This is a genomic window from Pseudomonas sp. TSO6 (assembly GCF_056098905.1).
The window spans coordinates 69,888-82,252 of record NZ_JBLZWV010000020.1; the positions used below are offsets into that span (position 1 = coordinate 69,888).

A 12,365-nucleotide genomic window follows, 5' to 3' on the forward strand; every position below is an offset into this window, starting at 1 on the left:
TCGAACAATGAAGGGCGCGCGAGCCTTGCCTCGTGGGGCGGGGCATGGTTAGCTGCCTAATAATTAGATCTGTTCAATGAGTTGCTTATGCCCCTGACCGACAACCAACACCGCTTCGGCATGCAGCTGGCCCAGATGTCCCGGGGCTGGCGTGCCGAGCTGGACCGCCGCCTGGCCGGGCTCAACCTGTCCCAGGCGCGCTGGCTGGTGTTGCTGCACCTGGCGCGGTTCGAAGAAGCCCCCACCCAGCGTGAGCTGGCCCAGAGCGTGGGCGTCGAAGGCCCGACCCTGGCGCGCCTGCTCGACAGCCTGGAAGCGCAAGGGCTGGTGCGCCGGCAGGCCGTGTTAGAAGACCGGCGAGCCAAGAAGATCTTGCTGTGCCCGCCGGCCAAGCCGCTGATCGACCAGATCGAAACCATCGCCAACCAGCTGCGGGTGGAGCTGTTTACCGGGGTGGACGAGGCAGAGTTGCAGGTGTGCATGCGCGTGCATGCCACGATCCTGGCCAACCTCGAAAAATCCTGAGGCCCCTGGGGCTGCAAAGCAGCCCCCGACGATTCAGAAAGTATGCCCAAGGTTCAGGTACACCGCCTGCTCGTGCGCACTGTTGGTGCCATAGCTGAGGTTCAGCGGCCCCAGCGGCGTCTCCAGCCCCAGGAAGATGCTCGCCGCATTGATGTAGCCACTGTCGAACTCGTTGTCGTTGTTCCACGCGCGCCCACGCTCCAGCGACCCGCCAATGTACAGCGGGAAGTCCAGCGGTACGTAGGCCCGCGGCGTTAGCCGGCGGTAGTAGACCATGCGCAGCAGGCTCACGTTCTGCCCCGACACCGAGTCCTGGCGGAAGCCTGACAGCTCCCGCGCCCCGCCCATCACGAAGCTCGATGTCACCACTTCGGTGTCATCCAGCGTGCGCCCGTAGCGCCCGCCCAGCACGAACGTGTTCGGCCCGCTGCTGATGGCCTTGTCCAGGTTGAACAGCCACTGCCGGTAATCCTGGTCAGAGTCCAGCGACTTGTCGTACTTGCGCAAGGTCAGGCTGATGTCCTCACCGCTGTGCGGGAAATACACGTTGTCGAGGGTGTCGAACGAGTATTTCAGCTCATAGAAGCCTTCATTGGAGCTGACCTTGGGCAGGTCCTGGTCGCCGATGCGCACTTCGGCCTCGCCCCAGGCCTTGCCCACGCCCAGGCGTACTTCACCGTTGGTGCCAATCTGCCGCCCGACGTTCAGGCCAAAGCCGTAGCGCTCCAGGCGGTACTCGGCGACGGGGTCGTTGTCCAGGGTGGCTTCGATATTCTGTGAGCTGACGTCCAGGTACGGCGCGATGAAGTAGCGCGAACCCACGTCCAGCGGCTGGTAGAACTCGCTGTACAGTTCTTGCTGGTCGCCGATCTGGCCACGGGTCAGCCATTCGGCACCCAGGCTGTTGATGCCGTTGACCCGGTAGCTGGCGCCCAGGTTGAAGGCACTGTCACCGCGCAGGTCGTCCGACAGGTTCAGGCCCAGGCGCAGGTAGTCGGTGCCGCCGCGTCTACCGCGAGCGTTGATCACCAGGGTGTTGTCGTTGCCCTTGTGCACCACGCGGTACTGCACCCGGTCGAAGTAGTCCAGGCCGTACAGCGTGCCCATGTCGGTCTGCAGCCGGTCCAGCTCCAGCGGCGCGTCGATCGGTTGACGGATGTACGAGCGGATCACGTCGTCGCTGACCTTGGAGTCGTTTTCGATCCGGATCGCGGTGATTACCGGCGTGCGCTGGCGCGGCGAGCGGGCCACGGCCAGGCTGCTGTCGCCCTCGGGGTGGCGCAGGGCGGCAAGACGCGGGTCGAGCAGCCGGGTGGCGCGGTAACCGGCGTCGATCATGTCCCGTGCACGGCCGAAGTCGGTCACGCCGAAGGCAGTCAGCGATGGCTGGATGAGGATGTCGTCACGGTGCAGGCTGGCCAGTTGTTCTTCCGAATTGCGCCGGGTCATCAAAGTGATCGACTGGTTGAGCACGTCGACCACGGTCAGTAACTGCTTGCGATCGCGCAGCGGGGTACCAATGTCGACCACGATGGCCAGGTCCACGCCCATTTCCCGGGCCACGTCCACCGGGATGTTGTCGACCATGCCGCCGTCCACCAGCAGGCGGCCGTCCAGTTCGACCGGGGCGAACACGGCGGGGATTGACATGCTGGCACGGATTACCTGGGGCAGGTGACCGCGGCGGAATACCACTTTTTCGCCGCTGGCGATGTCGGTGGCCACCGCGCGGAAGGGTATGGGCAGCTTGTCGAAGTCGCGGGTGTCGGCGGTGTGCGCCAGTTTGCTTTCCAGCAGCAGTGACAGGTTCTGGCCCTGGATTACCCCCAGCGGCAGGCCCAGGCTGCCGTCGTCACGAAAGCTGAGCTTCTGCTTGACCAGGAAGTCGCGGTCATCCTGCTTGCGCCGGAACGGCACGTCCTTGCGCGGCGGGGCATCGGACAGCGCCTGTTGCCAGTCGAGGGTGGTGGCGAGCTTTTCCAGCTCTTCGACACTGTAGCCAGATGCATACAGCCCGCCGACCACTGCGCCCATGCTGGTGCCGGCGATGGCGTCGATGCGCACGCCCTGTTCTTCCAGGGCCTTGAGCACACCAATGTGGGCCAGGCCACGGGCCGCGCCGCCCGACAACACCAGGCCGACCTTTGGCCTGGCAGTTTCGGCGGCGATGGCCGTAAGCGAGGTGAGAACAAGGATGAAACAGAACAGCAAACGGCGCATCGTGAGTCTCAAACCGTGGGCTAAAGACCGCTAGTATAAGCGGCCCCTCACCTGGAGATGCCTCAGCATGGCCGACAACAAGCCCGAAATCGTCATTACTTATTGCACCCAGTGCCAATGGCTGCTGCGCGCCGCCTGGCTGGCCCAGGAGCTGCTCAGCACCTTCACCGACGACCTTGGCCGGGTGGCGCTGGAGCCGGGTACCGGCGGCATCTTTCGCATCACTTGCAATGGCGTGCAGATCTGGGAGCGCAAGGCCGACGGCGGCTTCCCCGAAGCCAAGGTGCTGAAGCAGCGGGTGCGCGACCAGATCGACCCGCAGCGTGACCTTGGCCACAACGACCGCTGATCAGGCGCCCTCGGCCAGAGGCCGCTGCTTGGGCGGTTGCTCGGTGGCCATGCGGCTGGACAGCACGATGGCGAAGATGATCAGCGCGCCGCCCAGCAGCATGCGCAGGGTCGGGGTTTCGGCGAACACCGCCCAGGCCACGGCAATGCCGTAGACCGGCTCCATGCCGAATACCACGGCGGCGGTGCGCGCCTTGATCACTGCCAGGCTGGCGACGAACAGGCTGTGCGCCACGCCGGTACAGAAGATGCCGAGCAGGGCGATCCACAGCCAGTCCATGGCGGCCACGCCTGCCAGGCCGGGTGCTGCAAACGGCAGCAGGCACAGGCCTACCACCAGGTTCTGCCACAGTGCAGCCTGTACCGCTGGCAAACGCCCGGAGCCGGCGCGGTTGGTGAGGGACAGCAGCGAGAACAGCAACCCCGAAAGCAGTGCCCAGAGCAGGCCGCCAGTGGCCTCGCTGGCCAGGTCGAAGGCCGGCGTGACCAGTATCAGGCCGATGCTGACCAACACTACCAGCACGGCCTCGTTGCGGCGGATGCGCTCGCGGAACAGCACGCCTTCAAGGATGACGGTGAAGGCCGGGAAGCTGGCAAAGCCGAGGGTGGCGATGGCCACGCCGCCGACTTTGACGGCGATGAAGAAACTGACCCAGTGGCCGGCCAGCATCACACCGCCGAGCAGCAGGCGGCGGATGTCCTGGCTGGTCAGGCGTTGCCAGCCCGGGCCGGTCAGGCTGGCGAACAGGGCCAGGGCGAGTACGGCGAAGGCGGCGCGGCCGAACACGATGATCGCCGGGCTGGCGCTGGCGGCCAGTTTGCCGAAGACGCCGGTCAGGCCGAAGAACAGTGCGCCAATGTGCAGGGCGCCCAATGCAGTGCGGTGGTTCATGGTGGTCCTTGCTCAAGATCTTTATCGACTGTGCCGGCCTCTTCGCAGCACAAGGCTGCTCCTATGTATGGACTCGCCCACATTGTCTAGCTGCTTTTGAACATAGGAACCCGGTTGCATCTATGTATCAGGCCTATTCGAGGAAGCTTTTCGCTTCTGGCCAACATCGTGGTGAGCTCGCAGTGTGCCGTTTACATTAAGGCCATTACGTCAGGCCTGTAGGAGCAGAGGCATCTGTCTGCGACGGTCTTACCTAGGGTCAATGTTCACTAGCAGGGGTTGGAGCGCTCAGCGCTCCGGTGGCATTGCTCGGTTAGTCAGAGGCTCATAGCAGCCTCCGGATTGTTGTTCGGTTTGCGTTGGTAGACCTGATTGCTCTGTAACAGAGCCCAGATAATGCGCAGATTTCGATTAGCCAGTCTGATCGCCGCCTCCTTGCGTCCAAGGCGGGATAGCCAGCGCAAGAGGCGGCGATCGTCTGGCTGATCGGAATCAGGTCTTAGCTGACTCAAGACAGCATGCGCGCCCTGGATCATCAGGCTGCGTATGTAGCCGTCACCTCGCTTGCTCATTCGGCCCAACCTGATTTTGTTTCCGCTACTGTGCTGGTCCGGCACGATACCGAAGAAGGCGGAATACATTCGGCCACTCGCGAAGCGGCTGGGTTCGGTCTGTTTTGCCACGATCGCCGTGGCGATGATTGGGCCAACGCCACGAATGGTGATCAGCCGCTGTGCCACCTTATCTTGCTGGGCTGTCACTTCGAGCCGTCCACTCAGCGCCGCAATGCGTTCACCTAAAGACAGCCAGTCAGTCAGCAGCTCATCAAGCAACTCGCGCAATAAGTCGGGCAGAGGCAAGGAGGCATCCTCAAGCGCCCGCGGTACCTGCTGACTGATCGCGGCATCGCCTTGAGGCATGGATACGCCATGCTCAAGCAGCAGACCACGTATCTGATTGCCCAGCGCTGTATGCCGCTTGATGTTGCCGCGCCGGATGCGATGCAGTGCTTGAATAGCCAGCGCAGTGGTGCTCTTGATCGGTACGGAGGCAATGCTGGTATCGCGACCTGCACGCAGAATGGCATGGGCATCGTTACGGTCGTTCTTCGCGCCGCTGCGGTGTTCGGCGACGCGTTGCGCAGGCAGGATGCGAACCGGATTACCTTTGGTCTGCAGCAGCCTGGCCCAGGCTTGTGCGCCTGGACCGCACTCCATCAAGACAGCCACTGTCGTTGGCAGCCTGGTCAAGAAGTCATGGAATGCTTGACGGGATTTGATGCGCTCTTCGTAGATCACCCGACCAGTAGCGTCCTCGCCTGCCAACTGGAAGACCTGTTTGGCCAGGTCTACGCAGATGGTTGTGCAAAGTTCCACATCGGTGGAAGACAGGGAATCGTGCTTCGAACTATGCTTTTTCATGGTCTCGCCCTCGCTGCCGTTGGCTTCTTCGAACGCCACCGTGGCACTGTGATGCCTCGGCGGGGGCGAGTCCATCGATTACAGAATACGTACAGGCCCTGTAGGAGCAGCCTTGTGCTGCGAAGAGGCCGGCACTGGCAAAGTGTAAAACCACAGGCCAACGATTTCTGTCGCAAGACTGCTGTCAGTTGTCGCCAGGCTCTCGCCGCAAAGCCCTTGGCGCACACCCGAACGCCCGCAACATCGCCGCTGAAAACGCACTCTGCGAGCCATACCCCACCTGCGCCGCAATTTCCCCCATCGGCAACAAGGTCTGCACCACCAGCCGCCGCGCCTTCAGTAACCGCCGCTGGCGAATATAGTCCATCGGCGTAATCCCGCATTCCGCGATAAAACGCGCGTGCAGCCGGGCACTGGACAGCCCGGCCAGCCGCGCCAGGTCGGCCACCTGCAGTGGGTAGGCAGCATGTTGCTCGATGTGCGCATCGAACGCGGCATAAGGCAAGCGCTGGCTGGGGCGCACGTTGGCTGCCGCCGTTGGGTTCAGGCTTGCCAACAACAGCGCTGCGCCTTGCCGGGCAATCAGCGGGTCGTCCATGGGGCTGGCCGCCAGCCAGTCGACCAACTGCTGCTGACGGTTGTCCAGGCCCAGCGCGGCGGGGCGGTCGAGCAGGCGGCGGCTGGCATCGGCATGCTCGCCCAACTGCTCGTACAGCCACTGCTCCCCAGGCACATCTAGCACCAGGCAGTGGCTGCCGGCATCGCTGGCGCAGGTGTGATGCGCGCCCGCCGGTACCACCACCAGCCCCTGCCGGTCGATCCCGGCGCCTTGCCCCTGCACCTCGAACTCCAGGCGGCCGCGCAGGCCAAACACCAGTTGCGGGTGTTCGTGGCTGTGGGCGATCAGGCTGTCGCGATAGTGGCGCAGCGAGAGGATCGGGCCGGCGGTCATGGGGGTGTCCTCGCAGGGCAGATGCGCATTGTGCCTCATTCCCTGCAGGCCATCACTCGTAACCGTTTTGCCACGGCGCTGTCATGCGCGCCTGCCAGTCTCCAGCAAACTGCGCCGGAGCCTGTCCATGACCCATGCCGAACTCTCCCGTCCCTCGCGCAAGCAACGCGTGCGTACCTTGTGGATCTCCGATGTGCACCTGGGGACCCGCGACTGCCAGGCCGAACACCTTTCGCAGTTCCTCAAGGGTTACCAGGCCGACCGCGTGTACCTGGTAGGTGACATCATCGATGGCTGGAAACTGCGCGGCGGCATCTACTGGCCGCAAGCCCACACCAACGTGATCCGTCGCCTGCTGACCATGAGCAAGCGCGGTACCGAGGTGATCTACGTCACCGGCAACCATGACGAATTCCTGCGCCGATACTCCAGGCTGATCCTGGGCAACATCCAGCTGGTGGATGAAGCCGAGCACCTGACCGCCGATGGGCGACGCCTGTTGGTGATCCATGGCGACCAGTTCGACGTGATTACCCGTTACCACCGCTGGCTGGCCTTTCTCGGTGACCGTGCCTACGAGTTCACCCTGGTGCTCAACCGCTGGCTCAACCACTGGCGTGCGCGGTATGGCTATGGTTACTGGTCGCTGTCGGCGTACCTGAAGCACAAGGTCAAGGGCGCGGTGAACTTCATCAGCGACTTCGAGGATGCCATTGCCCACGAGTGCACCCGGCGTGGCTTTCATGGGGTGGTGTGCGGGCATATCCACCATGCCGAGATCCGCAAGGTGGGGGAGGTGGAGTACCTCAATTGCGGGGACTGGGTGGAGTCGTGCACGGCGCTGATCGAGCACTGGGATGGCAGCATCGAGCTGTACCGGCTGGCCGACGCCCAGGCGCGGGAAGCGCAGGCGGTGGCGGCGTTGCGCGAGCCGGCGTAGGGCTTGAGGGCCGTGGGGCTGCTGAATCTACAGGCTGATCTTGCCCAACAGGATATCCCTGAACATCACGAAATCCCCGGCCAGGCTGTACAGCGGGTAGGTGAAGGTCGCCGGCCGGTTCTTTTCAAAAAAGAAATGCCCGACCCAGGCAAAGCCGTAGCCAAACAGGGGCACGGCCAGCAGCAGCAACCATTTGCCACTGCCGATGGTGTAGGCCAGCAGGGCAATCACCAGGCTGGTGCCGACAAAGTGCAGCCGGCGGCAGGTGGGATTGCTGTGCTCCCCCAGGTAGTAGGGGTAGAACTCGGCAAAACTGCGATACTGCGCTGTGCGGTTCATGGCAGTGCTCCGGGATTAATACTTCTGGACAAGATGCACGGCGTGGAGCCTGATTTGAGTCTAGAGTGACTGACGGGGCCTATCAGTGACAATAGGCGCCAAATGAGTATCCTTGGGGTTCACCGCAGGAGCGGTCGGTAAAAAGAAGCCTGTCATGAGCGAAAGAACCACGTCAGCCAGTTGGGCATCAGGGATTGTGAAGGCACTCGAACTGGAAGGACTGGACTGCCCGTCCATGTTCAAGCAGCTGGGGCTGGACTTCGCTGCCCTTGACGACCCCGATGCACGTTTCCCCCAGGACTCCATGACCCGGCTCTGGCAGTTGGCGGTGGAGTTGTCGGGCAATGAAGCCATTGGCCTGAACATGGCGCGGGTGGTACGCCCTGCGTCGTTCCATGTGGTGGGCTATGCATTGATGTCCAGCCGCACTTTGGCCGAAGGTTTCCAGCGCCTGGTGCGTTACCAGCGCATCATCGCCGAAAGCTCAGACCTCAGTTTTGTCCTTGGCGCCGAAGGCTACTCGCTGATCCTGACGGTGCATGGTGACCACTTGCCGCCGACCCGGCACAGTGCCGAAGCATCACTGGCCTGTGCGCTGGCGTTGTGCAAATGGCTCAGCGGTCGGCCGGTGCAGCCGCGGCGGGTATTGGTGCAGGGGCCGCAGCCAAAGAATGTCGAGCCGTACAAGGTGGCGTTCCATTCACCCCTGGTGTTCGGTGCGCCGCACGATGCGCTGGTGTTCGAGCGGGCCGACATGGAGGCGCCGCTGCCGACTGCCAACGAGGCCATGGCGGTGTTGCACGACCGTTTTGCCGGGGAGTACCTGGCACGCTTTTCCGAAAGCCGGGTTACCCACCGCGTGCGCCAGGTGTTGTGCCGCATCCTGCCGCAGGGCGAGCCCAAGCGCGAAACCCTGGCTCAGGCCCTGCACCTCTCGCAGCGCACCTTGCAGCGGCGGCTGCAGGAGGAGGGCACCAGTTTCCAGACGTTGCTCGATGACACCCGTCGCGAGCTGGCCGAACAATACCTGGCCCAGCCGGGCATGACCCTGCTGGAAACCGCCTACCTGCTGGGTTTTGCCGACCCCAGCAACTTCTACCGGGCGTTCCGCCGCTGGTTCGATGTTACCCCCAGCGAGTATCGCGCCCGCCTGGGCGCGGATCCCGAAGTGGTCAGTGACGCCAGAACGCCGGCATACACAGCACCAGCACCGTAATGATTTCCAGGCGGCCAAGCAGCATGCCGGCCGCCAGGATCCACTTGGCTGCGTCAGGCAGCGTGGCATAGTTGCCCGACGGGCCGATCACTTCACCCAGGCCCGGGCCCACACCCGACACCGTGCCGGCTGCACCGGTCAATGCGGTCATCCAGTCCACGCCCAGTAACGACAGCAGCAGGGCCATGACGCAGATGGTAATGGCGAAGAAGAACGAGAACGTCAGAATCGAACGCACGATGTCTTCGTCGAGCCGGTGGCCATTGTATTTCTGCTTGATCACCGCGCGTGGGTGGATCAGTTGGTTGAGGCTGGCCTTGAGCAGGATGTAGGCCACCTGGAAGCGGAAAATCTTGATACCGCCTGCCGTCGAGCCGGAGCAGCCGCCGACGAAGCCCAGGTAGAAGAACAGCATCAGCGAGAAGTTGCCCCACAGGCTGTAGTCGCCCAGGGCGAAGCCTGTGGTGGTGACCACCGAGGTCACGTTCAACGCCACGTGGCGCAGGGCGTCGAGCCAGTGCAGGTTGGTGCTGTACCAGTACCAGGTGCCCAGCACCAGCCAGGTAACGATCAGCATGCCCAGCAAACCCTGCACCTGCTGGTCACGGATCAGTGCCTTGCGGTTGCCGCGCAGGGTGGCTACGTAAAGGGTGAACGGCAGGCTGCCCATGATCATGACCACCACCGCGACCCAGTGCACTGCCGGGATATCCCATTTTGCCAGCGACTGGTCGGAGGTGGAGAAGCCACCGGTGGAGATGGCCGACATGGCGTGGTTGATCGCATCGAACGGGCTCATGCCCGCCCACCAGAAGGCCAGCGAGCCGAGGATCGAGAAGCCGACGTACACCCCGACGATCGACTTGGCGACCATGTGCGAGCGCGGCATGACCTTTTCCGAGCGGTCGGACGATTCGGTCTGGAACAGGCGCATGCCACCGATGCGCAGCAATGGCAGGATCGCTACCGCCATGGCGATGAAGCCGATGCCGCCCAGCCAGTGCAGCATCGAGCGCCACATGAGGATACCCGGGGACATGGTATCGAGCCCGCTGAGCACGGTAGCGCCGGTAGCGGTAATGCCCGACATGCTCTCGAAGAAGGCATCGGTGTAGCTGATGTGCTGGGTCAGCAGGAACGGCAAGGCGGCAAACACGCACACCACCAGCCAGCTGCTGACCGTTAGCAGGTACATGTCACGCGGGCGCAGGTGCACATGCTCAGGGCGGCCCGGTACCACCAGGGCCAGGCCGGCGATGAAGGTGATCAGGCTCGACCAGAGGAAGGACGGCATGTCACCGGTGCGCTCGAAGATCACCAGGGTTGCCATGGGCACGGCCATGCCGACGGCGAGGGTAATCAGGAAGATGCCGATGATGAAACCAATGATCCTTAAGGTCGGCAACGCCATGTGATCTGCTCTGACTTGAAACGGAAGGGCGCCATTCTACCTATGGGTCTGGTGATGTAAACGCTAGAATGGCCGCACATTCAACTGCCAGGAGGGTAGCCGATGGAGGCTCTCGACGCATTGCTCAACCGTGTTTCCGTGCCACGCCTGACCGACCCGGCACCCAATGCCGCCCAGCGCGAGGCGCTGTTCCAGGCTGCCTTGCGCGCCCCGGATCATGGCCAGCTGCGGCCATGGCGCTTCCTGACCATCGAGGGCCAGGGCCGTGAAAAGCTGGGCGAGCTGTTTGCTGAAGCGGTGCAGAACAAGGGCGATGCCAGCCAGGCAGCGCTGGACAAGGCCCGCGCCATGCCGCTGCGGGCACCGTTGCTGATCGTGGTAATCGCCAGGCTGCAGGACCACTTCAAGGTACCCAAGTCCGAACAGCGCCTGGCTGCGGGCTGTGCGGCGCACGGCATTCTGATTGCCGCGCATGCGCAAGGCGTCGGGGCGGTGTGGCGCACCGGGGACATGGCTTTTGATGCCCATGTGCACAAGGGCCTGGGTCTGGCCGAGAACGAAGAGTTGATCGGTTACCTGTATGTCGGCACGCCACTGACCGAGCCGCGTACGGCGCCGGTGCTGGAAACTGCCGAGTTCGTCAGCGCCTGGGGCGAATAATCCGTTTCAGGCTGATTGATCCATTGAGGCTTCCGGCCTCTTCGCGGGTGAACCCGCGAAGGGGCCAGTGGCCTTAGATCACATCAACTGCCAGTAGCTTCAGCCAAGGGCAACTCCAGCCTGGCCACAAAGCCCCCCTGTGGATGGTTGTCCAGCACCAGACTCCCGCCATGGCGCTCTGCCGCCTTGCGCGCAATCGCCAGCCCCAGGCCATGCCCCGGCGCGTCCTGCCCCGGTGCGCGGAAGAACGGTTCGCCCAGCTGCGCCAGGTGTTCGGCTGCCGCCCCGGGCCCATGGTCACGCACGCTGATCACGATACGGTCCTGCTCACGCACGGCGCTCACTTCGACCGGCTGACCCGGCGGGTTGAAGCGCAGGGCATTGCGCAGCAGGTTGTCCACGGCGCGTTCGATCAGCGTTGGCCAACCTTGCAGGGTCAACCCCGGCTGCGCCTCCAGGCGCACGTCCTGGTCTGGTGCGCTGAGCAGGGCGTCCTTGCGTACGCTGCCGAGCAGGGCATTGAGGTCGACCGGCTCGGCATGGGCCTGCTCGGCATCGACCCGGGCCAAGGCAAGGATTTCGCTGATCAGGTCTTCCAGCCGGTCGCACTCGCGGGTCAGGCGCGGCCACAAGGTCTCGCGCTGCTCGGGCCCGGCGCGCTCGGCCAAGGCCAGGGCGATGCGCAGCCTGGCCAGCGGCGAGCGCAACTCATGGGAAACATCGCGCAGCAACTGGCGCTGGCTGCCAATGGTGCTTTGCAGGCGCGCGCCCATCTTGTTGAAGTCCTTGGCCAGCACGCCAAACTCGTCACGCCGGGCCGCCAGTTGCGCCAGGCTGTTCTGCTGGTAGGTGGTCTGGCCCAAGTCATGCACCGCGCTGCGCAGGCGGCTTAGCGGGCGGGTGATGGACAGGGTGACCAGCAGGCTGAACAGGGTCAGTACCACCAGCGCAATGCCCAAGGCGCTGAGCGGCCACAGCAGGCTTTCGCGGTGCCAGGCGTCCAGCGCAGGGTGGGGGATGCGGTAGATCAGCAGGTAGGTATCGCCGGTCTCGGGGCTGGTGTATTCCTCGGTCAGCCGGCGCCATGGCAGGCGCCGCTCGTCATTGTGCTGGCGTGCCTCGAAGGCTGCCGCACGGCGTGGGAAGGTGCCGGGCACCACGGCCTCGCCACTGTCGTCGAGCACCTGCACGTCGATCTTGTAGCGATCCTTGCGCCGTTCCAGAAAGTGCTGCGCCGAATCCAGGCCTTCCTGCTCGTAATGCTTGGCCCACTTGCTGGCCAGGGTATTCAGGCCTGGGTGGCGGCTAAGGATCCAGGCGTCCTGGTTGAGCATGTGGCCCAGCAGGATCGACAGGCCTGCGACCAGGGTAATGGCCAGCCAGAAACTGGCCAGAATGCGCCAGAACAGTGAACGCAAGTGCACCTCCTGTAAACGGTAAA

General features: G+C 63.7%; 12 protein-coding genes. 5 read left to right on the forward strand and 7 right to left on the reverse strand.

The genetic code is table 11. The annotated features are described in order from the left end of the window. Positions 1-87: 87 nt before the first annotated feature. On the forward strand, positions 88-525 hold the full coding sequence (locus ACN6NG_RS06245) for a MarR family transcriptional regulator (protein WP_016498459.1): 438 nt from the start codon (positions 88-90) through the stop codon (positions 523-525). 33 nt (positions 526-558) lie between these two features. Here ACN6NG_RS06245 and ACN6NG_RS06250 read toward each other — a convergent pair whose 3' ends face one another. Further along, positions 559-2,745 carry a patatin-like phospholipase family protein gene (locus ACN6NG_RS06250; protein WP_474313247.1) on the reverse strand — a complete coding sequence of 729 codons (2,187 nt, stop codon included), beginning with the start codon at positions 2,743-2,745 and terminating at the stop codon, positions 559-561. Positions 2,746-2,812: 67 nt separating this feature from the next. Between ACN6NG_RS06250 and ACN6NG_RS06255 the strand changes: the two genes are divergently transcribed. After that, positions 2,813-3,094: an Rdx family protein gene (locus tag ACN6NG_RS06255; RefSeq protein ID WP_016498461.1), complete on the forward strand. Its 282-nt coding sequence runs from the start codon at positions 2,813-2,815 to the stop codon at positions 3,092-3,094. Here ACN6NG_RS06255 and ACN6NG_RS06260 read toward each other — a convergent pair whose 3' ends face one another. The 3 genes from ACN6NG_RS06260 to ACN6NG_RS06270 form a co-directional block, all read right to left on the reverse strand. Next, a complete protein-coding gene (locus tag ACN6NG_RS06260) occupies positions 3,095-3,985 on the reverse strand; it encodes a DMT family transporter (protein WP_474313250.1) in 891 nt (296 codons plus the stop codon). Positions 3,986-4,302: 317 nt separating this feature from the next. Further along, positions 4,303-5,361: an IS110 family RNA-guided transposase gene (locus ACN6NG_RS06265; RefSeq protein WP_474313327.1), complete on the reverse strand. Its 1,059-nt coding sequence runs from the start codon at positions 5,359-5,361 to the stop codon at positions 4,303-4,305. A 229-nt stretch (positions 5,362-5,590) separates the two neighbouring features. Next, positions 5,591-6,358 (reverse strand): helix-turn-helix transcriptional regulator, encoded by a 768-nt coding sequence (locus tag ACN6NG_RS06270; RefSeq protein WP_474313253.1) that lies wholly within the window; start codon positions 6,356-6,358, stop codon positions 5,591-5,593. Positions 6,359-6,485: 127 nt separating this feature from the next. On the opposite strand from ACN6NG_RS06270, the gene ACN6NG_RS06275 reads away from it, so the two are divergent. Then, positions 6,486-7,298, forward strand: a complete 813-nt coding sequence (locus ACN6NG_RS06275; RefSeq protein ID WP_059394747.1) for a UDP-2,3-diacylglucosamine diphosphatase — start codon at positions 6,486-6,488, stop codon at positions 7,296-7,298. A gap of 27 nt (positions 7,299-7,325) precedes the next feature. On the opposite strand, the gene ACN6NG_RS06280 is transcribed toward ACN6NG_RS06275, so the two are convergent. Beyond that, complete coding sequence (locus tag ACN6NG_RS06280; RefSeq protein WP_016498465.1) at positions 7,326-7,637, reverse strand: Mpo1-like protein; 312 nt, start codon at positions 7,635-7,637, stop codon at positions 7,326-7,328. Between the two features lie 154 nt (positions 7,638-7,791). Here ACN6NG_RS06280 and ACN6NG_RS06285 point away from each other — a divergent pair, with 154 nt between their 5' ends. Beyond that, the gene (locus tag ACN6NG_RS06285; RefSeq protein WP_049275127.1) at positions 7,792-8,853 is read left to right on the forward strand and encodes an AraC family transcriptional regulator; all 1,062 of its coding nucleotides are present in this window, start codon (positions 7,792-7,794) and stop codon (positions 8,851-8,853) included. Here ACN6NG_RS06285 and ACN6NG_RS06290 read toward each other — a convergent pair. Continuing rightward, positions 8,810-10,264 (reverse strand): TrkH family potassium uptake protein, encoded by a 1,455-nt coding sequence (locus tag ACN6NG_RS06290; protein ID WP_059394748.1) that lies wholly within the window; start codon positions 10,262-10,264, stop codon positions 8,810-8,812. The two genes, ACN6NG_RS06285 and ACN6NG_RS06290, sit on opposite strands and share 44 nt — an antisense overlap. A 102-nt stretch (positions 10,265-10,366) precedes the next feature. Here ACN6NG_RS06290 and ACN6NG_RS06295 point away from each other — a divergent pair, with 102 nt between their 5' ends. Further along, entirely contained in the window at positions 10,367-10,924 is a 558-nt protein-coding gene (locus tag ACN6NG_RS06295; protein ID WP_019472980.1) for an NAD(P)H nitroreductase, read from the forward strand. 83 nt (positions 10,925-11,007) lie between these two features. Here ACN6NG_RS06295 and ACN6NG_RS06300 read toward each other — a convergent pair whose 3' ends face one another. Continuing rightward, on the reverse strand, positions 11,008-12,348 hold the full coding sequence (locus ACN6NG_RS06300) for a sensor histidine kinase (RefSeq protein WP_474313257.1): 1,341 nt from the start codon (positions 12,346-12,348) through the stop codon (positions 11,008-11,010). Positions 12,349-12,365 lie beyond the last annotated feature (17 nt).